At 28.3% G+C, this 25688-nt stretch carries 27 protein-coding genes; 3 read left to right on the top strand and 24 right to left on the bottom strand.

All coding sequences use genetic code 11. From position 1 onward, the window contains the following. Positions 1-161: 161 nt before the first annotated feature. From QZ321_RS00380 to pta, 8 genes are all read right to left on the bottom strand, one after another. Positions 162-1193, bottom strand: a complete 1032-nt coding sequence (locus QZ321_RS00380) for a radical SAM protein (protein ID WP_291749738.1) — start codon at positions 1191-1193, stop codon at positions 162-164. After that, positions 1186-1884: a ribonuclease III gene (rnc, locus tag QZ321_RS00375; protein WP_291749740.1), complete on the bottom strand. Its 699-nt coding sequence runs from the start codon at positions 1882-1884 to the stop codon at positions 1186-1188. The genes QZ321_RS00380 and rnc overlap by 8 nt, the downstream gene beginning before the upstream one ends. A 121-nt stretch (positions 1885-2005) precedes the next feature. Then, positions 2006-2236 (bottom strand): acyl carrier protein, encoded by a 231-nt coding sequence (gene acpP, locus QZ321_RS00370; protein WP_133014202.1) that lies wholly within the window; start codon positions 2234-2236, stop codon positions 2006-2008. Between the two features lie 144 nt (positions 2237-2380). After that, a complete protein-coding gene (gene plsX / locus QZ321_RS00365) occupies positions 2381-3382 on the bottom strand; it encodes a phosphate acyltransferase PlsX (RefSeq protein ID WP_291749745.1) in 1002 nt (333 codons plus the stop codon). Positions 3383-3441: 59 nt separating this feature from the next. Continuing rightward, on the bottom strand, positions 3442-3627 hold the full coding sequence (rpmF, locus tag QZ321_RS00360; protein WP_005213472.1) for a 50S ribosomal protein L32: 186 nt from the start codon (positions 3625-3627) through the stop codon (positions 3442-3444). Between the two features lie 12 nt (positions 3628-3639). Further along, positions 3640-4137, bottom strand: coding sequence for a DUF177 domain-containing protein (locus QZ321_RS00355; RefSeq protein WP_291743815.1), 498 nt, complete (start codon positions 4135-4137; stop codon positions 3640-3642). A gap of 159 nt (positions 4138-4296) precedes the next feature. Further along, a complete protein-coding gene (locus tag QZ321_RS00350; protein ID WP_291743816.1) occupies positions 4297-5496 on the bottom strand; it encodes an acetate kinase in 1200 nt (399 codons plus the stop codon). 33 nt (positions 5497-5529) lie between these two features. Beyond that, positions 5530-6537 (bottom strand): phosphate acetyltransferase, encoded by a 1008-nt coding sequence (gene pta / locus QZ321_RS00345; protein WP_291743819.1) that lies wholly within the window; start codon positions 6535-6537, stop codon positions 5530-5532. A 227-nt stretch (positions 6538-6764) separates the two neighbouring features. Here pta and QZ321_RS00340 point away from each other — a divergent pair, with 227 nt between their 5' ends. Then, on the top strand, positions 6765-7970 hold the full coding sequence (locus tag QZ321_RS00340) for a nucleotidyltransferase (RefSeq protein ID WP_291743821.1): 1206 nt from the start codon (positions 6765-6767) through the stop codon (positions 7968-7970). A gap of 9 nt (positions 7971-7979) precedes the next feature. Beyond that, positions 7980-9215, top strand: coding sequence for a sporulation integral membrane protein YlbJ (ylbJ, locus tag QZ321_RS00335; RefSeq protein WP_366665120.1), 1236 nt, complete (start codon positions 7980-7982; stop codon positions 9213-9215). Here the strand turns inward: ylbJ and QZ321_RS00330 are convergent. From QZ321_RS00330 to QZ321_RS00305, 6 genes are all read right to left on the bottom strand, one after another. After that, entirely contained in the window at positions 9201-9737 is a 537-nt protein-coding gene (locus QZ321_RS00330) for an ATPase (protein WP_294195910.1), read from the bottom strand. The genes ylbJ and QZ321_RS00330 overlap by 15 nt on opposite strands. 16 nt (positions 9738-9753) lie before the next feature. Beyond that, positions 9754-10233 (bottom strand): pantetheine-phosphate adenylyltransferase, encoded by a 480-nt coding sequence (coaD, locus tag QZ321_RS00325; RefSeq protein WP_291743449.1) that lies wholly within the window; start codon positions 10231-10233, stop codon positions 9754-9756. A 15-nt stretch (positions 10234-10248) separates the two neighbouring features. Next, positions 10249-10806, bottom strand: a complete 558-nt coding sequence (rsmD, locus tag QZ321_RS00320; protein ID WP_291748026.1) for a 16S rRNA (guanine(966)-N(2))-methyltransferase RsmD — start codon at positions 10804-10806, stop codon at positions 10249-10251. 112 nt (positions 10807-10918) lie between these two features. Further along, positions 10919-12949: an ATP-dependent DNA helicase RecG gene (gene recG, locus QZ321_RS00315; RefSeq protein WP_291748032.1), complete on the bottom strand. Its 2031-nt coding sequence runs from the start codon at positions 12947-12949 to the stop codon at positions 10919-10921. A 98-nt stretch (positions 12950-13047) separates the two neighbouring features. Then, positions 13048-14694: a DAK2 domain-containing protein gene (locus QZ321_RS00310; protein WP_291748035.1), complete on the bottom strand. Its 1647-nt coding sequence runs from the start codon at positions 14692-14694 to the stop codon at positions 13048-13050. 11 nt (positions 14695-14705) lie between these two features. Then, positions 14706-15056: an Asp23/Gls24 family envelope stress response protein gene (locus QZ321_RS00305; RefSeq protein WP_195988894.1), complete on the bottom strand. Its 351-nt coding sequence runs from the start codon at positions 15054-15056 to the stop codon at positions 14706-14708. 218 nt (positions 15057-15274) lie between these two features. Between QZ321_RS00305 and rpmB the strand changes: the two genes are divergently transcribed. Beyond that, positions 15275-15466, top strand: a complete 192-nt coding sequence (gene rpmB, locus QZ321_RS00300; RefSeq protein WP_005213497.1) for a 50S ribosomal protein L28 — start codon at positions 15275-15277, stop codon at positions 15464-15466. Between the two features lie 322 nt (positions 15467-15788). Here the strand turns inward: rpmB and QZ321_RS00295 are convergent, their stop codons facing one another. From QZ321_RS00295 to def, 10 genes are all read right to left on the bottom strand, one after another. After that, complete coding sequence (locus QZ321_RS00295; RefSeq protein ID WP_291748039.1) at positions 15789-16427, bottom strand: thiamine diphosphokinase; 639 nt, start codon at positions 16425-16427, stop codon at positions 15789-15791. Between the two features lie 2 nt (positions 16428-16429). Then, complete coding sequence (gene rpe, locus QZ321_RS00290) at positions 16430-17077, bottom strand: ribulose-phosphate 3-epimerase (protein ID WP_291740526.1); 648 nt, start codon at positions 17075-17077, stop codon at positions 16430-16432. After that, complete coding sequence (gene rsgA, locus QZ321_RS00285; RefSeq protein WP_291740528.1) at positions 17077-17940, bottom strand: ribosome small subunit-dependent GTPase A; 864 nt, start codon at positions 17938-17940, stop codon at positions 17077-17079. The genes rpe and rsgA overlap by 1 nt, the downstream gene beginning before the upstream one ends. A gap of 129 nt (positions 17941-18069) precedes the next feature. Further along, positions 18070-20484 (bottom strand): Stk1 family PASTA domain-containing Ser/Thr kinase, encoded by a 2415-nt coding sequence (gene pknB, locus QZ321_RS00280; RefSeq protein ID WP_291740530.1) that lies wholly within the window; start codon positions 20482-20484, stop codon positions 18070-18072. Between the two features lie 2 nt (positions 20485-20486). Then, positions 20487-21203 carry a Stp1/IreP family PP2C-type Ser/Thr phosphatase gene (locus tag QZ321_RS00275; RefSeq protein ID WP_291740532.1) on the bottom strand — a complete coding sequence of 239 codons (717 nt, stop codon included), beginning with the start codon at positions 21201-21203 and terminating at the stop codon, positions 20487-20489. Between the two features lie 15 nt (positions 21204-21218). Next, positions 21219-22250 (bottom strand): 23S rRNA (adenine(2503)-C(2))-methyltransferase RlmN, encoded by a 1032-nt coding sequence (gene rlmN, locus QZ321_RS00270; RefSeq protein ID WP_291740535.1) that lies wholly within the window; start codon positions 22248-22250, stop codon positions 21219-21221. A gap of 11 nt (positions 22251-22261) precedes the next feature. After that, positions 22262-23575, bottom strand: coding sequence for a 16S rRNA (cytosine(967)-C(5))-methyltransferase RsmB (gene rsmB / locus QZ321_RS00265; RefSeq protein ID WP_291748044.1), 1314 nt, complete (start codon positions 23573-23575; stop codon positions 22262-22264). A 10-nt stretch (positions 23576-23585) separates the two neighbouring features. Continuing rightward, a complete protein-coding gene (locus tag QZ321_RS00260) occupies positions 23586-24281 on the bottom strand; it encodes a zinc metallopeptidase (protein WP_291740541.1) in 696 nt (231 codons plus the stop codon). Positions 24282-24299: 18 nt separating this feature from the next. After that, positions 24300-25226 carry a methionyl-tRNA formyltransferase gene (gene fmt / locus QZ321_RS00255; protein WP_291748047.1) on the bottom strand — a complete coding sequence of 309 codons (927 nt, stop codon included), beginning with the start codon at positions 25224-25226 and terminating at the stop codon, positions 24300-24302. A gap of 13 nt (positions 25227-25239) precedes the next feature. Beyond that, positions 25240-25683 carry a peptide deformylase gene (def, locus tag QZ321_RS00250; protein WP_291748050.1) on the bottom strand — a complete coding sequence of 148 codons (444 nt, stop codon included), beginning with the start codon at positions 25681-25683 and terminating at the stop codon, positions 25240-25242. Positions 25684-25688 lie beyond the last annotated feature (5 nt).

The raw sequence follows: 25688 nt of genomic DNA, 5'->3' as shown, positions 1-25688 counted from the left end.
TCCATTCTTTATTTAGTTTATAGCAAAGCTAAAAAAATATCAATAAAACAATGACAAGATTCAAAGCACTTACACAAGAATATATTTATCTTGTTATATTATCTTTGTCTCTTGTCATTTTAATTTACATTCTTTTGATTTCTAAAATTTAAACTTTATAATTATATCTTAAATTCTTCTCTTTTATCTATAATTGTTAATTTAACTTTGCCCCTTTTTACTTTATTATTGGTATTAACATATACCTTCCCTTTTCTATTATCTAAAAAAGACTTAAAATATTGTTTTTTATTAGTGTATAATTTGCTAATATCTTTTTCATTTATCTCAACTATAATATCTTTTTCTTTTGGAGACTTTTTATCTAAAGTTTCACAAATTAAACGTCCTTCTACTAATTCCCTAAAAGCTGGATGGAAAGGTCCATCTACTATATCCTTTCCTGTAGTAATTGTATCTGTTGGTTGTAATCCAATTCTAATTACTTTAACTTTAGCTTCATTATATAACTTTAACATTTCACCACTAATATATACAGCTTCTTCTAAAGAATATGGCACATAATCTCCTCTAATATACATATCCTCCATTGGAGTATCTTTAATTACTAATGATGGATATATTCTGCATATATCAGGTTTCATCTCAATTGACTTTTTTGTAGTTTCTATATCAATTCCAAAACTATCACCAGGTAATCCTGGCATTATTTGATGTCCTAAAACAAATCCTGCTTCTTTAATAAGCTTAGATGCAGCTTCTACATCACTAACACTATGTCCTCTACCAGCTTTTCTTAAAACTTCATCATCTAATGATTGAACTCCAAGTTCTATTATATCAACCTTATATTCCTTTAAATATCCTAATATATATGGCAATATAGCATCTGGTCTTGTTGATAGTCTTATTTTATGTATTAATCCTCTTTCTTTATATTCTCTAGCAACTTCTAAAAGTTCTTTTTGTTTATTAACATTAATTGCAGTAAATGTACCACCGAAAAATGATACTTCAATAGTAGCACACTTACTATTTATTGTACTTAAATATTCATCTATTATTTTTCTAACATCACTTGCAAAAACTTCTTCATATTTTCCAGCAATCCTATCTTGATTACAAAAAACACATTGATGAGGGCATCCTTGATGAGAAATAAAAACAGGAATTATATAATAACTTTTACTCATTTTTATCCTCCAAAATCTTTAATGCAGCCTTTGCTGCATTTTGCTCTGATTCCTTTTTACTATAACCTTCACCACAAGTAAATTCGTTATTATCTATAATAAGCTTTGTATAAAACTTTCTTCTATGTGGAGGACCTTCAAATTTAATTAGTTCATATACTATAGAAATTTCTCCGTTTTGTTGAAGATGCTCTTGTAATCTTGTTTTATAATCAAGTATTATATCATTATTTATTGCACGCTTTATTATATCCTCAAATCTAGCAATAATATAATCCTTTGTAAACTCTAATCCTTTATCTAAATATATAGCAGCTATTAACGCTTCTACAGCATCAGCTATTAACGATATCCTTTCTCTTCCTCCAGTTAACTCTTCACCCTTGCTCATTCTTAATAAATAACCTAAGTTTAAAGACTTTCCTATTTCATGTAAAGAATTTTCACAAACAATTAAACTACGAATTTTTGTTAATTCTCCTTCACTTTTTTCTCTATAGTTTAAAAACAAATATTCAGTAATACATACTTGAAGAATGGAATCTCCTAAAAATTCAAATCTTTCATTATACTCTTCATCTCTATGCTGATTTGCATAGGATGAATGAGTTAAAGCTGTTAGTAATAACTTAGGTTCATTAAATTTTATACCTATTATATCCTCAGCTTCTCTCTGATAGAAACTATTCATTAATTTACACTCCTTCAAGTTTATTCTTCAACTTGCTTATGTTAAACAAATTCAAGAATAAACTATTTTGATTTTTATAAAATTTATAAATAAAATCCCGCAAATTACTGCGGGATTTTATTTATTCCTCAACATGTGACTTTACAAATTTAACTACATCTCCAACAGTTACAAAGTTTTCTGCATCTTCGTCTGGAATTTCCATATCTAGCTCATCTTCTAAAGCCATTATAAGTTCAACTATATCTAAAGAATCTGCATTTAAGTCTTCTAAAAATGCTGAATCCATAGTTATTTCGTCTTCATTAATACTTAACTTATCAGCAATGATTTCTCTAATCTTTTCAAACATTATTTCACCTCCTAAACACACCCATTTAGATAATATTATATATTTTTATTATCGTCAATATACATTACTTATATTTATTATGAAAACATTTAATAAAGTTATTTTTCTTTTATTTAACAATTAATAATAAACTTTTATATTGTTTTAAGCTTTTAGCTCTAATTCTTCCTTAATTTTTTCTAAAACCTTGCTATCATAAAACTGTTTGCTTTGTCTTATTGCATTTTTAAAAGCCTTTCCATCAGAACTTCCATGCGCCTTAATACAAATTCCATCAACACCTAAAAATGGTGCTCCACCATATTCTTTATAATCAAATTTTTTCTTTATATTACTAAATACAGGTTTTAATAAAACTGCTCCTAGTTTTGATGTAATTCCCGAAGAAAAAATTTCATCTTTTATTATCTTTAATAAAGTAGATGCTGTTCCTTCATACATTTTTAAAATTGTATTTCCTGCAAAACCATCACAAACAAGAACATTAGTATCTCCTAATGTAACATCTCTAGGTTCTACATTCCCTACAAACTTTAATCCTTTTTCATTCTTTAATAATTGGTATGTATTCTTAGTTAATTCATTACCCTTTTCCTCTTCAGCACCAATATTAACTAATCCTACAGTTGGATTTTCTATTCCTAATACACCCTTATAGTACTCTCTACCCATATGAGCAAATTGAACTAAATATTCTGGCTTACAATCTACATTTGCTCCTGCATCTACAATCATAAATGGAGCATTCTTACCTGGCATTATTGGAGTTAATGCAGGCCTTTTTACCCCTTTAATTCTTCCTACAATAAAATTACACCCTGCTAAAAAAGCACCAGTACTTCCAGCTGATAAAACTGCATCACACTTTTTTTCTTTAACTAAATTTAAAGCTTTACACAAACTTGAATTCTTCTTTTTTCTTATAGCCATAACTGGATGTTCATTAGTTGAAATAATTTCTTTAGCATCCACTATAGTTATTTTATCTCCATTATAATTTTCCTTATTTAATTGTTCTTTTATTATATCTTCTGGTCCTGTTATAAAAAACTCTATATCATTAAATTCTTTAATAGCTTGTAATACACCATCAATAACTGCTTGTGGTGCATTATCTCCACCCATACCGTCTATAGCAATTCTCATCTTCTTTCACCCCTAATATTTTTCTATATATAAATAAAAGAAAGTCATATGACTTTCTTTTATTCTTCAGTTGAAGCAACTACTTCTTTACCTTTGTAGAATCCACAGTTCTTACAAACTCTGTGAGCCATCTTCATTTCGTGGCATTGTGGACATTCAACTATTCCTGGTAAGCTTAACTTAAAAGTTTGAGCTCTTCTAGAATCTCTCTTTGCTCTATATGTCTTTCTAGCTGGATTTCCCATTATTACACCTCCTTATTCCCCAAACAACTCTCTAAGCTTTGCAAGCCTAATATCAACATCGTAATCTAAACAACTACAATTTTCAATATTTTTATTTACACCACATTGAGAACATAATCCCTTGCAGTCTTCTTTGCAAAGTCTTTTGATAGGTAAGGTTGAAATAATACTATTTTCAATAATTTCGGTAATATCTAATGTATCACCATCTACAAACATAATTTCCTCGCTATCAAGTTCTTTATTGTTTGTAAACCTTTCTTCTATATCAATATCTATTGGATAGATAAAGGTATCTAAGCATCTAGAACAACTTAGCTTTAGTTTTGTTTTTATAGAAGCATTTATTACTATAACATCATTTTCTGATATTGCAACTCCTTCTACAGAAACTTTTTCAATTGCTCTAATTTCTTCTCCTTCGAATTCAAATGGTTCTAACTCGAATGATAAAGATATTTGTTTTTTTCTATTTTTTTTAGATAATAAATCTGAAAAATTAATTAACATATCTTAAGCTCTGGATATAATCCTCATACCCTTAAGGTATATTATACATTATGTACAGCTTGAGCTAAAGCAATATTTCACTCCTCGCTAAAATTTACTGAATTCAAACACAATTTATTATATAAAGCTCGACATTAAAAGTCAAGCCTTATATATAAATTACTTTTGTATTAATTCTAAAGTATCTCTAGCAATCATTAATTCTTCGTTTGTAGGTATAACGAAAGCTTTAACTTTGCATCCAGGTTTAGATATTTCTCTTACTTTACCTCTAACATTGTTAGCTTCTTTATCTATTTCTACTCCTAAGAATTCTAATCCTTTTAAGCATTCTTCTCTAGTTTCTGGACCATTTTCTCCTACACCAGCAGTAAATACTATAGCATCTACTCCACCCATTATAGCAGCATATGAACCAATTGTAGCTCTTACTTTATATTCAAATACCTTAAGTGCTAATATTGCTCTTGGATTCTTTTCTTTAAATGCTCCATCTTCAATATCTCTAAAGTCTGAGCTTAATCCTGATACTCCAAGAACTCCTGATTTTTTATTCATTAAATCATTAACTTCATCAGCTGATAATCCTTCTTCTTTCATTAAGAAAGTAACTATAGCTGGGTCTATATTACCACATCTTGTTCCCATTGCAACACCTTCAAGTGGAGTGAATCCCATTGAAGTATCAACAGATACACCATTTTTAACAGCACATAAACTTGCACCATTTCCTAAATGACAAGTGATTATTTTTAAATCTTTAACGTCTCTCCCCATAACTTCAGCAACTTTTTGTGAAACATACTTATGTGAAGTTCCGTGGAATCCATATTTTCTTATTCCATGTTTTTTGTATAATTCATATGGTAAAGCATAGATATATGCTTCTTCTGGCATAGTTCCGTGGAAGGCAGTATCAAATACAGCTACCATTGGTGTATTTGGCATTAATTCTTCACAAGCATTAATTCCTATCATGTTTGCTGGGTTATGAAGTGGAGCTAATTTAAAGCATTCTTCTATATATGATTTAACTTCTTCATTAATTACAACAGATTTATTGTACTTTTCTCCACCGTGTACAACTCTATGACCAACTGCTGAAATTTCATCCATTGAAGAAATAACACCATTTTTTTCATCAACTAAAGCTTCTAAAACTAATCTTATTGCATCTTTGTGGTCTGCCATAGGTTGTTTTACTATATATTTATCTCTACCTTCAACTTTTTGAGTTAAAACAGAACCTTCAATTCCGATTCTTTCAACTAAACCTTGAGCTAATGATTCTTCTGTTGTCATATCAATTAATTGATATTTTAACGAAGAACTTCCACAGTTTATAACTAAAATTTTCATATTTAAACACCTCTATTAAATTGTTAAATTTTTCTATTTTGCATTTTGAGCTTGTGCTTGAACTGCAGTTAATACTACAACATTAACTATATCTTCTGAATTACAACCTCTTGATAAATCATTAATTGGTTTTGCAAATCCTTGACACATTGGTCCTATAGCATCTGCTCCTGCAAATCTTTGAACTAATTTATATCCGATATTACCTGATTGTAAATCTGGGAATATTAATACGTTTGCTTTACCAGCTACTTTACTATTTGGTGCTTTTTGAGCTGCAACACTTTCTACTATAGCTGCATCTAATTGTAATTCACCATCAATTAATAAATCTGGTCTTAATTCTTTTGCAAGTTCCGTTGCTTTTCTAACCTTTTCAACTAATTCATGGTCAGCACTTCCCATGCTTGAAAATGATAACATTGCAACTCTTGGCTCTACCTTACAAAGGTTACGTGCTGTATCAGCAGTTGCTATAGCAATAGCTGCTAATTGTTCATAGTTTGGATTTGGATTAACAGCACAATCTGAGAATAATAACATTCCATCTTCTCCATACTTAGATCCTGGTACCATCATTATAAAGAAACTTGATACAACAGATACTCCTGGTGAAGTTTTAATTATTTGTAAACCTGGTCTTAATAAATCCCCAGTTGTATGAACGGCACCTGATACCATTCCATCTGCATCATCTAGCTTAACCATCATTGTTCCAAAATATAACGGGTCTCTAACTATTCTATCCGCTTTTTCTAAAGTCATACCTTTGCTTTTTCTTGATTCATAAAATGCATCTATATAATCTTGAAGTCTCTCAGACTTATCCGGATTAACTATTTCAACACCAGTTAAATCAACTCCAAGCTCTTTAGCCTTTTCTAATATTTTTTCTTCATTCCCAACTAGGATTGGAAATGCTAAACCTAATTTTTGAATTTTCTCAGTAGCAATTATAGTTCTTTCTTCATCCCCTTCAGGTAAAACTATTCTTTGCTTATTTTCCTTAGCCGCATTCCATAATTTATCCATAAGTTCCATATTTAATTTCCCCTTTCGACTTTGTACGGTCTCACCTTCAATATTACTATACTCCTATGAGCATATATTTTTCAATACCTAAATTGCTTAAAAAATTAATTCTTTATATTATAAATTTTCTGAATTTTACTTCACATTAATATTGTGTAATAAAAATTATTAAAAGACTTTTAGATTTTATTCTCTATGCTATAATATTTGTATATTTCCCAAAAAGGAGTTTAAATATGAATATTACAGGTATAATTACTGAATATAATCCATTTCATAATGGGCATCTTTATCATTTAAAAGAAGCTAGAAAAAATACAAATGCCGATGCTATTGTCTGTATAATGAGTGGTAATTTTGTTCAAAGAGGTGGACCTTCTATAATCGATAAATGGAAAAGAGCTGAAATGGCTTTAAATAATGGAGTAGATTTAGTTATAGAACTCCCTACATTTTATGCAGTTTCATCTGCTGAATTTTTTGCAAAAGGTTCTGTTTCAATTCTTAATAATCTTGGCGTTGTTAACAATTTATTTTTCGGCTCAGAATCTGGTGATATAAATAAGCTAATGAAAATCTCTAATGTTTTAGTTAATGAAAATTTAGAATTTAAAGCTTTAATGAAAAACCATCTATCTAATGGTGATACCTTTGCAAAAGCTCGTGAAAAAGCATTGATTGAATATTTAAAATGTGAAGAAATAAATGAAATAATAACTTCATCAAATAATATTTTAGGTATAGAGTACATAAAAGCCCTACTTAAACTTAATAGTACAATCAAACCTTTTACTTTAAAAAGAGAAGGATCTAGCTATAATGATAAAATTATTTCTAATTCTTTTTCATCAGCTACCTCAATTAGAGAGTTATTAAAAAATAAAAGTTCTTTAGAAAATTTAAAAAACTTAATTCCAGAGAAATCTTATGAAATATTTAGTAAATTGCAAGATGAAAACTATCCTCTTGTCTTTGATGATGATATGTATAAATTTATAAAATATAAAATTCAAACAAACTGTATAAATTTTAACAATCTTTATGAAATAAAGGAAGGATTAGAAAATAAAATAATAAAAGAAATAACTTTATCTAATTCTTATGAAGATTTTATTTTAAAAGTAAAGAGCAAAAGATATACTTATAGTAAGATTTCAAGAATTTTAACTCATATTTATTTAGGACTTGATTCTTCAAACTTTTTAAATATAGATGATTCAAAAAATCTTTACTCAAGAATTTTAGGGTTTAATAATATAGGGAAAGAAGTTTTATCATTAATAAAAAAGAATTCTAGTATTCCACTTATTACTAAAGTACCTAGGTTTACTAACAATCCTTTGCTTAAATTTGATATACAAGCCACAGCTGCTTACTCAAATTTAAATAATAAAGTAAATCCAAATAATGATTATCTTCAAAGTCCAATAATAAAATATTAATAATACTTTATGTATACTGCATATAAATACTATAGATGGAGGGCGAATACCATGTATAGTATTATTTTTTTATTAATAATCATATTTTTTCTATTGTTACTACTTTTTAAACTATTTAACAAAAACCACAATTATTTTATGTGCATTTTAATAACCATGTTTATTTTTATTTTTGTATATAATTTAGAAAGTTGTATAAATGCTTCATTAGTTGGTGTAAGTTTAGTTGTAAAAACAATTATTCCAACAATTTTTCCTTTTTCAGTAATATGTAACCTTTTAATTTCCTATGATGGAGTTGGATTATATTCAAAAATATTAGGTCCAATTCTTTGCAAACCCCTTAAACTTTCAAAATCTTCTTCATTTCCAATAGTTGCTAGCTTTTTAAGTGGTTACCCTCTTGGCTGTAAATATTGTTGTGAACTTTATTCCTTGGGATACATAGATAGAAATGAATTTGAAAGACTTTTAAATATAGCAAGTAATGCTAGCCCAATGTTTATAGTTGGTTCAATTGGAGCTACTATGCTTGGTGATATAAAACTAGGCTTTATTTTGCTTATAGCAAACTATTTATCTCCTATAATTGTAGGTATTTTAACAATTAACAAAAGGAAAAAACGTTCTTCCATGAAGGATGTATCTAAAAATAATATCAAAAATGAACTATCTGAAAGTAATAGTGGTTTTGGATCTGCTTTAAAAAATGCTTTAGATAACGGAATTAATACAACATTACAAGTTGGTGCTTTTGTAATACTATTTTCTATAATTATAAGCATAATAAAAAACAATGCTTATATAAGCATTGTTTTTAATAATATAGAAAACTTTTTTAATCTTCCTAAGTATTCGATTTATGGATTTTTTCTAGGTAGTGTTGAATTTACTAATGGTTGTAAGCTTATAACAACCTTACCTTTAACACTTCCATTTAAATTAGCAATAATAAGCTTTATTTGCTCTTTTTCTGGATTGTCAGTAATAGCTCAAATAAGCTCATTTGTTTATAAATATAATGTTTCAATAGCAAAATATAGCTTTATAAAATTTATCCAAGGAATAATAAGCTTTGCTATAACATTTATAATAAGTAGTATTTTTTCAATACAATATACAGCTTATACTTCCACAGCTAATATTAATAATTATAGTATTTCGATAATAGTATCATTAATTTTATTATTTTTACTAATATTAACTTTAATAGTTTCCTTTATAAAAAAGCTACATCATTCTTAATTCAGCTATATTCCCCTTAATTGTTTCTCCAGTTAGTGTTAAGTTTGTATCTATTTCTTTTGCTGCTTTTTCAAAACTTTCTTGCATACATTTTATTAATTGTTCTCTTTGCTTTTCTATTTCAGCATCTAATTGAGTTAAAATTTCATTTGAATACTCTCTAGAACCTAATCTAATAGCTTTAGCATCTCTTTGTGCTAGAGCTATTATTTCACTTGCTCTCATTTTAGCTTCTCTAACTATATCATGAGTTTCAACATTTTGCTTCATTATTTCAACTGTTTCTTTTTTAATGTTATCAAATTCCTTTTGTGCATCTTTAAGAATTTTATCTTTTTCGTTAACAACCCATTGAGCTCTTTTAATTTGCTCTGGTAAGTAATGAATTATTTGATCTATTACTTCATTAAATTCTTTTTTATCAATAATTGTTTTCCCTGTAATCGGCATCTTTGGTGAACTTTCCACCATCTCTTGTAAATATACTAATAATTCAATAACATCTGATTCTGTTTTTTCCAAAATATCCCCCTACTTTCTATCCCTTAATCTTTTTAATAACATCATCAATTATCTCATCTGGAACTAAACCATTAATATTTCCTCCAAATTTAGCAACTTGCTTAACTGACGAAGAACTTAAAAATGAATTAGCTGCAGATGTAGTCATAAATAAAGTTTCCACATTAGAATCTAATTGAGAATTCATCAATGCCATTTGAAATTCATATTCAAAATCTGATACAGCTCTTAATCCTTTTAATATAACTCTTGCATTATTTTTTTTAGCCAAATCAACTAAAAGCCCATTAAAACTTACAACTTCAACATTTTCTAAATGCTTAGTTACTTTTTTTATTAGCTCTACCCTTTCTTCAATAGGAAATAACCCTACCTTATCAACATTGACTAAAACACCAACTATAAGTTTATCAAAAACCTTTGATCCCCTTGTAATAATATCTAAATGTCCATTTGTAATAGGATCAAAACTCCCTGGATAAATTGCTACTCTCATAATGCTCTCCCCATACTAACCTTTAATATATTTATAATAACAAACAGTTGTATTACCATATTTCTTACTTTTAAATAACTTAATATTTTCATACCCATCATAAATTTCTTCTATAGAATCTATTTTAGTTACAATTATACCATCTTCAGCTAACATATTATTTTCCTTAACAATCTTAATTGCTTCTGGAATCATTTCTCTACAATAAGGTGGATCTATAAAAATAACATCCATTATTTTTCCTTTTTTAGCTAAGTTCTTAAGAACTTCATAAGAATCCATATTTAAAGGAAAACAACAATCCTCAAACTTTAAATTTTTTATATTTTCTTTTAATAATGGAAAAGTAACTGGACTTTTATCAACTAAATATACTTCCTTAGCCCCCCTACTTGCTGCTTCTAATCCTAAACTACCTGTTCCAGCAAATACATCAATTACTACTGCATCTAACAAATAATTTTGTATTGTACTAAACATAGCTTCCTTAACTCTATCTAAAGTAGGTCTAGTTTCCATAGTTGATGGAGGTATTAATTTACGTCCTCTTGCTTTGCCTGCTATAATTCTCATTTAATTTCCTCCTTTGTTATTAACATTCTAATTCTAACATATAATTAATTTATTAACAATTTTTTATTATGTTATATTAAGTGATTACTATAATTAAAATTTGGTAATTAATCTAATTAAAGCAAATATATTTACTCCATCTCTCTAAAGAATTTTTTACTTCATTGCAAAACTTAACTTTTTCTTCATCATTAGATTCTAATAATATTTTTGCCTCACTTTTAGCACACCTTAATATATTTATATCATCATATATATTAGCTAAAATAAACTCTTCCTCTCCACTTTGTCTTCTTCCAAACATTTCTCCAGATCCTCTAAGCTTTAAATCTTCTTCAGATATATAAAATCCATCAGTAGATTTAGTCATAATTTCCATTCTTTTTCTAGTATTTTCACTTTTTGCCTTTGCAATTAACATACAATAAGATTCATAACTACCTCTTCCAACTCTTCCTCTTAATTGATGTAACTGTGCAAGTCCAAACCTTTCTGCATTTTCAATTATCATAACAGACGCATTAGGAACATTAACACCAACTTCTATAACAGTTGTTGAAATTATAGCTTTTGTTTTATTTTCCTTAAACCTATTTATTATTTCATCCTTTTCCTTTGGTTTCATTTTTCCATGTAAAATTTCTATAGATATTCCTCTAAATATTCCTTCACTTAATTCATCATATAATTTTTCAACGGAATTTAATTTCATATCCTCATCTTCTTCAATTAAAGGACATACTATATAAACTTGACGACCTTTATTTATTTCATTTAATGCTAAATCGTAAGCAGAAAATCTTTCATTTTCATTAAAAAATCTTGTATCTATAGGCTTTCTTCCTGGTGGTAATTCATCTATAGCTGATATATCTAAATCTGAATATACATATAAAGCCAATGTTCTAGGAATTGGTGTTGCTGTCATTACCATAACATCAGGATGTCTTCCCTTATTTATAAGCTTACTTCTTTGCTCTACTCCAAATCTATGTTGTTCATCTGTTATAACTAACCCTAAATTTTTAAAATCCACATCTTCTTGAATTAAAGCATGGGTTCCTATTACTATTACAGGATCTTCTGTAGTTATAAGTTCTTTTATGCGCCTTTTTTCTTTTAAAGAAGTGCTTCCTGTTAATAATTCAATATGTACATCAAAAGGCTCTAACAACTTTTTAGCCTCTAAATAATGCTGATTAGCTAATATTTCCGTAGGTACCATTAAAGTTGCTTGGTATCCATTTTTAATAACATTAAACATAGCAATTAAGGCTACTACTGTTTTCCCACTTCCAACATCACCTTGTACTAATCTATTCATTGGCCATGGACTTTTTTGATCTCTTAATATTTCCCTTACTACTCTTGTTTGGGCATTAGTTAAACTATAGGGTAATTCTTCTTTTAAATCTCTTAATTCTTCTACTAACTTAAACTCAATTCCATTTTTAGCTTTTAAATTCTTTTTAAGCATCAATAATTTCATTGAATATGTAAATAGCTCTTGAAATTTTAATCTGTTTATAGATAATTCAAGTTCCCTTCTTCCTTTAGGAAAATGAATATTCTTTATTGCAAAATCTAAATTAGTCATTTTATATTTTTCTAATAAATATTTAGGTAAATTATCTTTTATATTTATTTGTTCTAAACAAAGTCCTATAAGCTTTATTAACATTTTATCTGTTAAATCACCTTTTAAACTATATTTAGGTACTATTTCATTTTCTTTAGCTAATTTAACTCCTATTATAGGGTTAATAACTTCAAGTCTATTACTAACTTTTTTAAACTTTCCCATTAAATCATAACTTTGACCAATTTTAAATGTACCTTTTACAAAACCTTGATTAAACCACTTTCCTAAAACTAAATTGCCTAAGTAATTAAATCTTATAGTAGTTAATACCTTTCCTGTTTTAGTCCTAACATCTCTATCTATCCCCATGCATACACAAGTTAATACCTGTTTATCATCTTCATTTATTTCATTAAAAGGAATATTACTTCTTAAAAACTCATAATCTCTTGGAAAATATAAAAGCAAATCCAAAATAGTAAATATCCCACATCTATTTAATTTTTCTAGCAATTTAGGGCCAACACCCTTTAGATATTTTACATCTTGTGATATATTCATTTAATTTCTCCTAACCTTTAATAATAAATATAATTTTATAATATCAAATAAAAAAAATAAAGCACAAGAAAGTTTTCTCCTTGTGCTTTTAAAAATAATTATTCTACAGACATTATAAAGTAGTATAAAGGTTGATCTCCCTTATATAATTGTACATCACAATCTTCATACTTTTCTTCTAATTTTTCTGTAAACTCTTCTACTTTACTTTCATCTACATCTTTACCATAGAATACAGTTATAAGTTCACTATCTTCATCTACCATAGATTCTAAAATATCTTCTGCAACTTTAAAGTAATCATCTCCAACTTTATTTATTTTTCCTTCAATAAGTCCAAGCATATTACCTTCTTTAATTTCAATTCCATCCATTTCAGTATCTCTAACTGCATAAGTTACAGAGCCTGTCTTAACAAGTTCTAATGCTTCTACTAAAGCAGCCTCATTTTCATCAACTTCATGTTCTGCATTAAACATAGTGATACAAGTAATACCTTGTGGAATACTCTTAGTTGGTATAACTCTAACATCTTTATCTGATATTTCTGCTGCTTGAGTTGCTGCCATTATTATATTTTTATTATTAGGTAAAATAAATATATGATCAGCATTTAACTTAGATATACATTCTATCATATCTTGAGTTGAAGGGTTCATTGTTTGACCACCCTCAATTACATAATCAACACCTAAATCTTTAAGAACATGAGTTATTCCTTCTCCCATAGCAACTGAAACAAAAGCGTACTTTTTCTTTTCTGCTAAAGATTCCTCTTCCACTTCTTCAACTTTTCCTGCTGCATATTCCTCATTTGACATTAAAACTTCTCTATGCTCTTCTCTCATATTGTCTATCTTAATTTTAGATAATTCACCTACTGTTACTGCCTTAGATAATACTAAACCAGGATCATTAGTATGAATATGTACCTTTATTACATCATCATACCCAACAACTATCATAGAATCGCCTAAAGATTCAATTTCATCTTGGAATGCCTTAGCTTTAGATGCATCTCCTAATATTATAAACTCTGTACAGTATCCAAACTTAATATCTATATCTTCTATAGCTTGAGCTCCTGTTCCAGTTGATGCTTTAGAAGCTATATCTTTTATTTCTGCTTTTATTCCATCTTTTAATGCATCATACATTCCTTGTAAGATTATATATAATCCCATCCCACCTGAATCTACAACTTTAGCCTTTTTAAGTGCCGGTAAAAGATCTGGAGTTTTATCTAACATTATTTTTGATTCAACTACTACTTCTCCTAAAAGCTCAACTATATCAGTTTTATTACTTCTTACAGCACCTTCTGCTGCAGCTCTAATAACTGAAAGAATAGTACCTTCCGTTGGTTTCATTACTGCTTTGTAAGCTGCTTTACTTCCTTCTAAAAAAGCATTTGCAAATTCAGTACTGTTAACAGTTGTTTTGCCTTCTAATCCTTTAGAAATACCTCTAAGAATTTGAGATAAGATAACACCTGAGTTACCTCTTGCTCCCATTAAAGCACCCTTAGCTAACTTTTTTGAAGTTTCTCCAATAGATTCTGAATTTAAATTTTCTATTTCTTTTACAGCAGCTTTAAAAGTCATTGACATATTACTTCCTGTGTCACCGTCTGGTACAGGAAAAACATTCAACGCATTAACAAAATCACTTTCTTCTAATAATCTATTACTAGCATTAACGACCATATTATAAAAATCCTGGCCGTTTATTCTATCATATTTCATCCTGTTCCCTCCTAGACTCTTACCGCTTGAACATTAACTGTAACTGAAGCTACCTTTAGTCCAGTATAATTTTCAACACTATAACGCACCTTTTGAATTATATTATTAGCTATTACAGAAATTTTAGTTCCGTATTCAACCATTATTGATAATTCTATTATTAATTTATCTTCATCATTAAACCTTAATTTAACACCTTTGCTTAAATTCTCAATTCTCATTAACTCCCATAAGCCTTCAGTAGCGTTTTTAGAAACCATCCCAACAACACCATAACACTCCATTGTTGATAACCCTACTATCTTCCCTAATACTTCTTCAGAGTAATGTATACTTCCAAGGTCATTTGAATATCCTACCATAGAAAACCCTCCTTTTTATCTTTCCATATAAATTATTGTATATTAGTTACTATATTAATTCAAGTAAATTTATCCTATTCATTCGCTATTTAACAACATAATATAATTTTTTTTAATATTTTTTTGAAATAGCCTTGCATTTTTTATATAACCTATGTTAAAATCTATTTTGTCCTATTGAAGAGAAATTATCTTCAAACATAAGGAGGTGTTTTCAAGTGGCAAGAAGATGCGAAGTTTGTAATAAAGGTGTAGTATCTGGAACTCAATACTCACACTCACATCGTCAATCTAAGAGAACTTGGGCTCCTAACATAAAGAGAGTAAAGGCTTTAGTTAACGGAACACCAAAAACTGTTCACGTTTGTACAAGATGCCTAAGATCTGGTAAGGTTGAAAGAGCAATATAAGTTCAAATAAAAAAAGCAATTGAATAATTCAATTGCTTTTTTTATTATTAAAAATTTAATAATGTATAAATTAAAGGAATTCTATCCTTAATAGCATTTGCTAATCTTCTCCTATGTACTTACTTCCTTTTAAAAAACTTAATTATAGATGATAAAAATTTTGGTAATTTGATAGCAACAATTTTCAAAATTAACCCCCCATTCATTTTCCATTGTTTAAACATTTAAATTTAGTGTTTATTTAAAATAAAAACACCACTCCTTACTATACATATTATGCAAAGAACTAAGAAGTAGTGCCTATTTTTTTAATTTTTTTATTTTAATTTTTGGAGTATATTACTAGCAAAGTACCATTAGAAAGTTTTAATTTTATTTCATCAGTTAAAAATTCATTAGATACAGTTCTAGAATCCCCAATTTTTAAAATATATCTATCTAATTCATATTTAGCTCCTATTATGCTAAACTCATCTACTGTATTATCATAAGCTAAAAAAGATACATATTTATATTTATTATCTCTTTTAATAATAGTATTTTTATTAACTAAAAACATCTTATTTCTATCATCAACGATTTCTGCAAATACTCCTGCATTTAAAGCTTTTAATAATAAACCTAAATTACCTAATGTGTGATCAAATCTTTCTCCTGTTGAACCTAAAAAAATAATCTTTTCTACGTTTTTAGAAATTGCTAGCTCAAAGGCCTCTTCTGAATCTGTAAAATCTTTTTCACAGCTATACTTATACTTTACAGCTCCATCTTTCACTAATTTATCTACTATATCTAAATTTGAAGAATCGAAATCACCTACAATATAATTTGGTTTTATTTTAGATTCAAAAAGATAATTACAACCTTTATCTACTCCAATTATTAACTTGCATTTATCTAAATAACTTTTAATAATTTCTTCTTTTGGTTTAACCCCTCCAGCTACTATTAAACAATTCATGTCTATCCTCTTAAAGCCTTAATGTTTTCCTCTAAATTTCCATCACCAAAAACTGCAGATCCTGCTACTATAACATTAGCACCAGCTTCAATAACATCCTTAACATTATTTTTATCAATTCCACCATCAACTTGAATTAAAATATTAGGATTATTAGCTTTTAATGCCATTTCCTTAACTTCTCTAATTTTATTTAAAGAATACGGTATAAATTTTTGACCCCCAAATCCTGGATTAACAGACATTATTAAAACCATATCTAAATTTGCAATTATATCTTTTAAAACCATTGTTGGTGTTGCTGGATTTAAAGCAATAGCAGCCTTAACCCCTTTAGATTTAATATATTGTATAGCTCTATCTAAATGCTTTTCTGCTTCATAATGTAAAGTTATTATATCTGCTCCAGCTAAAATAAATTCATCAATATATCTTTGAGGATTATTTATCATTAAATGTACATCAAAAACTTTATCTGTCTTGTTTCTTATAGCCTTTATTACAGGCATACCAAATGTAATATTAGGTACAAATTCTCCATCCATAACATCAATATGAATAAAATCTGCTCCTGCATTATGTAAGTTTATTATTTCCTCTCCTAATTTTGAAAAATCTGCTGATAATATAGACGGTGCTATTTTAATCATTAATACTTCCTCCCATTAATTATATCTTCTAAAGTTCTTATATAAAATTCATATCTAAAATTATTAATTTTACCTTCTTCAACTGCATTTTTTACAGCACAACTAGGCTCCTTATGATGCATACAGCCTCTAAATTTACATTTGTTATTATATTCATCAAATTCAGGAAAACAATATTTCAAATCATCTTTTTCAATAAAAGTTACTTCTAATGTTGAAAAACCTGGGGTATCAACTATGTATCCATTTTCTACATCTATAAGTTCACTATGTCTAGTAGTATGCTTACCTCGTCCTATTTTATCAGAAACTTCTCCTGTCTCCATATGATATCTTTCTGTTAAGGTATTAATTAATGTTGATTTTCCAGCTCCTGATGGACCACATAAAACTGTTACGTTATCATTTAGTTTTTCTCTTAATGACTCAACTCCTAAACCCTTTTTAGCATTAATGAATAATACTTCATATCCAATAGCATTTATTTTTTCTTTAACTATTTCCTTTTGTTCATCTGACACTAAATCAACCTTATTTAAACAAACTATTGCTTTTATGTTATTATGCTCACATAGCACTAAAAATCTATTTAATAAATCATAATTAATATCTGGATTCCTTATAGCAAAAACAACAAATGCTTGTGTTACATTTGCTACTGTAGGTCTAATAAGTTCAGAAGTTCTTTCGTTAATATCGCAAATAACTCCCTTACCCTTATCTATTAATATCTCTACATTATCTCCAACTAAGGGCTTCATATCTTTATGTCTAAACTTACCTCTTGCCTTACATTCTATTAACCCATCATCAGTTTTCACATAATAAAATCCACCAATTCCTTTGATTATTTTTCCTTTCATAATACCTCCAAACTTTTTACTCTTCTTATTTATAATAAACAATATTTTTAAATAAATGCAATATTTTATTTAAAAAAGTTTTAAAAATAAGATTGCTTAATTTAAAGCAATCTTATTTTCTTAATTGTCTTATTCAGTTTTTGAATCAGTTTTATTTTTATCTTCCTTTGAATTTTCATCTGATAAATTTCCATTATCAGTATTTATAGTATAATTATCTGCTACAGGCTCTTTAGAATTATTGTCTGTTGATTCTTCCTTTTGATTTACATCTGTAGAAACTCCAGAATCAGTACTTGAATTATAATTATTTGATCCTGGCTTTGTATTAGTGTTTTGTGAGTTATTTGTTCCAGGTTTAGTATTATTACCTCCTGAATTTACACCTGCACCTACTTCTTCAGAATCCTCATCACCTGGTTTTGAAACATCTGTATCCCCTGGTTTATTATTTCCATCATTTGTTCCATCCCCACCTTCTGGATTTGTAGGTTCTTTATTATCTTCATTTGGTTCATTTGGCTCATTTGGCTTAACCTGTTCAGGAACTTTTATTTTTTCAACTTGAATTTTAACAGATTCGCCTTGTTTAATTTTATTAGTAAATCCCTTTACAACATATAAGCTCATATCACTTCCACTTACATTAGCCCCTGATATAGAATAGGATATTCCTGCTGAATTTAAAGCACTAGTAGCATCAGCTAAAGACATACCAACACTTAAATATTGACTAACATCTATATCACTAGGTGGAGTATATTTTCCATAAGTTAAAGTTATTTTTGCACCTGCAGAAATCTTAGTTCCACTTTCAAGAGATTGGCTTAATACAATTCCATTTTCAGACTCTTTATCAGTTGATTGTTCTTTAAGTATAACTGTTAATCCTAAAGATTCTAAATTTTTCTTTGCATTATCTACATTTTGTCCTAAGTAATTAGATACTGATACAAATTTTTCTTTTTTCCCTTGACTTATAGTAAGTTCAATTACACTTCCCTTTACAACTTCACTATCTCTTTCTGGATACTGACTTATTAAATATCCTGATTTAATATTTTCACTATATTGATAATTAATATTCCAATCTAAACCCTTTTGTTTTAATAAGTCCTTTATATAATTAACGTCATAATCTCTTAAATCAGGAACAATTACTTTAGATAAACCACCAGAAATTTTCACTTCTATAGTATCACCTTTTTTAGCTTCTGTATCTGCTACCGGATTCATTTCTACTATAGTATTTTCCTCTTTATCACTTTCGATAGTTTCTACAACTTTAATTTTTAATCCTACCTTTTTTAATTCTTTAGTAGCATTTTCTACTGTCATTCCAGTTATATCAGGGACTGGCACCGTTTTACTACTGCTTATACTACTATTTCCACCAGTTAATGATTTATAACCAAATGCAATTCCACCTATTAATAAAACTGCAATAGCTATGGCACCTATTATTATAATAGTTTTATTTTTATTATTATTATTTTTTTTACTATTATTATTTTTCTTTAAATTAGTTGTTGAACTTCTAAAATCTTCTTCATGCTCTTCTTCATTTTCGTCTTCATCATTTTCAAAATCAGCTTTTGTATATGATGATTTTTTACGCTCTACATTAACATCTGTGTTTACAATACTTTCAGGTCTAATAGGTTCCATTATAATTGTTCTATCATCATCATATTTCATTTTTGCATTAATAGATGTATTTGGATTTTCCTTTATCTTTTGTAAATCATTTATTAACTCTCTACAATTTTGATACCTATTTATAGGTTCTTTGCTCATGCACTTTATTATTAAATTATTTAATCCATCTGGTATTGAAGGTGCATACTTCTTAGGATCAATTGGTTCTGATTGGATATGCTTTAATGCAATTGTAACTGGTGATTCAGCATCAAAGGGAAGTATCCCTGTTACCATTTCATATAAAACTATTCCTAAAGAATAAATATCTGATCTTAAATCAATAAATGTACCTTTAGCTTGTTCTGGGGATAGATAATGTGCTGATCCCATTATTGTTGTAGTATTAGTTATAGTAGCTGATGTTGAACTTTTAGCTATTCCAAAATCAGTAACCTTTACCATTCCACTTTCTGTAACTAATATATTCTGTGGTTTTACATCCCTATGAATAATATTATTTTTATGTGCACATTCTAAAGCTTTTGCTATTTGAGTTGCTATTCCAATAGAAACTGTATAATTTAATTTTCCATTTTCAACTATTAATTCTTTTAGTGTTTTACCACTAACATATTCCATAACAAAATAATCAATATTTCCTTCTTCCTCGTGTCCAACATCTAATATATTAACTATATTAGCATCTGAAAAATTAGCTAAAGCTGTTGCTTCTTTCTTAAATTTATCTGAAATATCTTTATTATTGGCAAATTCCTTTTTTAGGATTTTTACAGCAACTAATCTATTTAACTTATTATCCCTAGCCTTATAGACTATTGCCATTCCACCTTCTCCTATTTTTTCTATCAGCTCATATCTGTTACCTAATACTTCACCAATCATTTCTACACCTCTCCTCCAAATAGCAAGACCGTAATATTATCTCTTCCCCCTCTATTTTTGGCTAATAAAACTAACTTGTCACAGGCAGTATTGTAGTCACTAATATCATTTATTTCCATTAGTATTTCCTCTTTTAATACTTCATTAGATAATCCATCTGTACATAACAAATATTTATTATAGATATTTATATCTATTTTAAATATATCAACTTTAACTAAATTACTTGTTCCTAATGCTCTAGTTATAACATTTTTCTTTGGATGATTTCTTCCTTCTTCTTCAGTTATGCTTCCACAGTCTATAAGCTCTTGAACTAAAGAATGATCTTTTGTAATTTTAATAATATCATTATTATCAATTCCAAAACAACTACTATCTCCAACATTAGCAACAATAACTCTATTTTCATATACTAATGCAGCAACTAAAGTAGTTCCCATACCTTTATATTCTGAATCTTCCCTTGCTTTATCGTATATTTTTTCATTTGCAAAAATTATTGCTCTTTCAAGAACATCATCACCATAATTTTTATAATTATATTTTACATATGACTTAACTGCATTTACAGCCATTTCGCTAGCTACTTCTCCAGCATTATGACCTCCCATACCATCAGCTACTATATATAACTTATAATCATCCTCTTCAATATATGAGGCATAATCTTCATTTAAAACTCTAACTATACCTACATCACTTTTTATACCCACCATTTTAAAATCTCCCCTTTATTTTTGAGTATCTATATAACTTCTTCTTAGCTGTCCGCAAGCAGCATTAATATCTGTACCCATTTCTCTTCTTACTGTAACTTCAATCCCTTGTGCTTTTAATATTTCCTCAAAAGCTTCTATTGTTTTTTTAGAAGGTCTTTTTAGCTCATTTTCCTTAATTTCATTGACTGGAATTAAATTAACATGACCATTCATATTTTTTAATAATTTTGCTAAAGATTTAGCATCTTCTTTTCCATCATTAACACCAGATACTAAAGAATATTCATATGTTATTCTACGTCCAGTTTTATTCATATAATATCTACAAGCTTCTAATATTTCATTAATACTGTACTTATTAGCTATAGGCATTATAGTTTTTCTCTTTTCATCACTAAAAGCATGTAATGAAATTGCTAATGTAATGCTTAAATTTAAATTTGCAAGTTCTATTATTTTAGGTACTATTCCACATGTAGATAATGTTATATGTCTTTGACCTATATTTAATCCATATTCTGCATTAACTAAGTTTAAAAACTTAATTACATTATCATAATTATCTAAAGGTTCTCCACTTCCCATTAAAACAACATTTGAAATTCTCTCTCCTAAGAACTTTTGAGCAACCATTATCTCTGAAAGTATCTCGCCAGAACTTAAATCCCTTATTCTACCCCCAATTGTAGAGGCACAAAATTTGCACCCCATCCTACAACCTACTTGAGTAGATACACAAATTGAATTTCCATGTTTATATTTCATAAGAACACATTCGATTAAATTATTATCTTTCATTGATAATAACATCTTTTTAGTGCCATCTACATTAGATTCATATACTTCTATAATTTTAGGAATTTCAATAGTAAAGTTTTCTTTAAGCTTTTCCTTTAAATTTCCTGGTATGTTTTTCATTTCATCAAAAGTCCATACCTCTTTATAAATCCAAGAAAAAACTTGCTTTGCTCTAAAAGCACTTTCACCATTTTCCTTCATCCAATTTTGTAACTCTTCTAATGTAAAATCTAAAATATTATACATTTGTTCACCTACTACTTTTTAGAAATCTTAGCAATATAGAATCCATCCATATATTCATTTGGTAATATTGTTAAAGAACCATCTTTATTATAAATTAAATTATCCATATTTCCTAAGAATATTTTTTCTATTTTTGCATCTTTATGTTTATTTAAGAACCATTCAATATTATCTTGATTTTCCTCAGTGTTTAAAGTACAAGTTGAATAAATCATAGTACCACCATTTTTTAAATATGTCCAAGCATTTTCCATTATTTCTCTTTGAGTTGGTACTAAATCTTTAAGTGATTTTCTAGATTTATTCCATTTAATTTCTGGTTTCTTTCTTATTATACCAAGTCCTGAACAAGGTACATCTATTAATACCTTATCAGCATAAGAAACATATTTAGGATCTAATTTTGTTGCATCCATAGCTTCTACTTCTACGTTATTTAATCCTAATCTTTCTAAATTCTCATTTATTAATGATAATTTATTTTCATGTAAATCAAAAGAATGTACTTTACCCTCATTTTCTAATAATTCTGCTATGTGAGTTGTTTTTCCTCCTGGTGCGGCACAAAGATCTAAAACAACATCTCCAGAATTTAAATCTAAAAGAGGTGATACAAGCATTGCACTTTCATCTTGAACTGTGATTAGTCCTTCTTTAAATAAATCATTATTTTCGATAGAACTTCCACCTTTTATTATTATAGCTTCTGGACAAGCATATCCTTCTTCTACATCATAACCCATTTCTTCTAATCTTTCATAAACTTCATCATAGTCTGCCTTACTTGCATTAACTCTAACAGTTACCTTTGGAGTTGCATTTAATCCAACTAATATTTTTCTTCCGTTTTCTTCTCCATATTGCTTATATATCATTCTTATAAACCATGGTTCGTAAGAGTATTGATATACTAATCTATCAATTTTATCTTTTACATCCATATCATCTGGATTTTTAGTATAGCTTCTTAATATTCCATTAACTAACTTTGAGTCTTGAACTGAAATTTGCTTTGCAAGTTCAACTGCTTCATTACATGCTGCAAATTCTGGAACTTTATCTAAAAAGTGCATTTGATATATAGCCATTCTTAAAATATTTAGCACTCTTTCATCCATTAAAGATATGTCTTTTATATAATTAGAAATTATCATATCTAATGTTTTCTTTCTTCTTATAGTTCCATAAACAAGCTCTGTTACTAAAGCTCTATCTTTTTCGTTTAAATCTGATTCATTTAATTCATTAGATAAAACTAAATTAGAATATGCTCCTTCAATTAAAACTCTATTAATTATGTTTAATGCTACTTCTCTACTATTCATACGTTACCTCTTAATCATTATTTCTATTGCTAATTGCAATTAGTCTTATTAATTGTGAAATTGACATTAACGCAGCTGCTACATATGTCATCGCTGCTGCACTTAATACATTTTTTGCTCCATTAATTTCATTACCATATAATATATTTCTATTTTCTAATATATTTAGTGCTCTTCTTGAAGCATTAAATTCTACTGGTAATGTTATTAATTGATAAATTACTGCCACAGTAAAAAATACAATACCTAAATTTGTTAGAAATGGAATACTAAAAAGTAAACCAATCATGAAAATTAATATTGATGCCTGACTGCTAAAATTAACAGCCCTAGCAATAGATGTTCTTAAAACTAAAGGCTTATAAGCTTCTTGATGTTGAATTGCATGACCTACCTCATGAGCAGCTATTCCTGCTGATGCTATACTTGTTCCATAGTAAATATCTCTAGACAATCTTATTACTCTACTTCTTGGATCATAATGATCTGTTAATTCTCCACTAGTTTCAAGTACTGGAACATTATAAAGCCCCGCTGCATCAAGTATCATTCTAGCAACTTTCTCTCCTGTATATCCATTCATAGTCCTTACAGTTCTATATTTTTTATAAGTACTACTTACCTTTGATTGTGCCCAAAATGCAATTATCATTGCAGGCAATAACAAAATTATAGTTCTGTCAAAATAAAGTCCTGGAATAAACACAAAACATCACCTTCCATTTTATACCATTTTATAACCAACCTCAATATCTTTTCCATTTATATATTGTTCAATAGTTAATGGCTTTCCATTTGGGAATTGAACTTTTTTAATTAGTAAAATACCTTCTTTGCAACTAACTTTAATTCCTGCTTTATTGACACTTAATATAGTTCCCGGTTCTTTACTACTATTTTCAGCTAAAACTTCAGATTCATATATTTTCATATTTTCATCTTTGTATGTAGTATGTGCAATTGGCCATGGGTTAAGCCCTCTAATTAAATTATGGATATCTAAAGCACTATTATTCCAAGATATCTTACCAGTATTTTTAGAAAGCATTTTTGCATAGCAAGTTTCACCCTCTTGCTTTATACCTTTTAAACTTCCATTTACGATTCCTTCAATTGTTTCTATTAAAAGATTTCCACCTCTAACCATTAATATATCATGTAATTCTCCTGCTGTCATGTTTTCAGTGATTTCTACTTCATCTTTTAATAACATATCTCCAGTATCTAATCCAACATCCATAAGCATTGTTGTGTTACCTGATTTCTTTTCTCCATTTATTATAACCCAATTAAGAGGAGCTGCTCCTCTATACATAGGAAGCAACGAAGCATGTAAATTTATACAACCAAACCTTGGAATATCTAAAACTTCTTTAGTTAATATTTGCCCAAAAGCAACAACTATTATAAAATCTGGATTAAGTTCCTTTAAATATTCTATCGCTTCTCTATCATCTTTTAATTTTTCTGATTGAAGGACTTTTATATCATGCTTAACAGCTACTTCTTTAACAGCAGAAAAGGCCATTTTTTTACCTCTTCCCTTTGGTCTGTCAGGCTGTGTAAAAACAGCCTCTACACCATACTTTTCTATTAAAGCTTCTAAAGATGGAACAGCAAAATCAGGAGTTCCCATAAATACAATTTTCATTTATACATTCCTCCTAATTTGCAAGGTCTACATATAAAACACCATTTAAATGATCATTTTCATGTAATACAGCTCTTGCTAATAATCCTTCTCCCTCTAAAATAAATTCTTCACCTTTTTCATTTAGTGCTTTAACCTTTACGTAGTTTGGTCTTTCAACTTCACTAAATTCTCCAGGAACACTTAAACATCCTTCTTCGCCACATTGGCTTCCTTTAGTTTCTAAAATCTCAGGATTAATAAATACCATTGTTCCATTTTCATCATCAACATCTATAACAAATATTCTTTTAAGTATACCAACTTGTGGAGCAGCTAATCCAACACCATTTGCTTCAAACATAGTGTCTATCATATCATTAATAAGTGTTATTTCTCTTTTAGTTATTTCTGTAACCTCTTTACACTTTTTTCTTAAAACATCGTCTCCTATAGTTCTAATAGTTCTAATTGCCATTTTAT

Origin of the sequence: uncultured Clostridium sp., from assembly GCF_910588715.1 — a bacterium.
GTDB lineage: Bacteria > Bacillota > Clostridia > Clostridiales > Clostridiaceae > Clostridium.
This window is presented reverse-complemented; position numbering and strand designations above follow the sequence as displayed.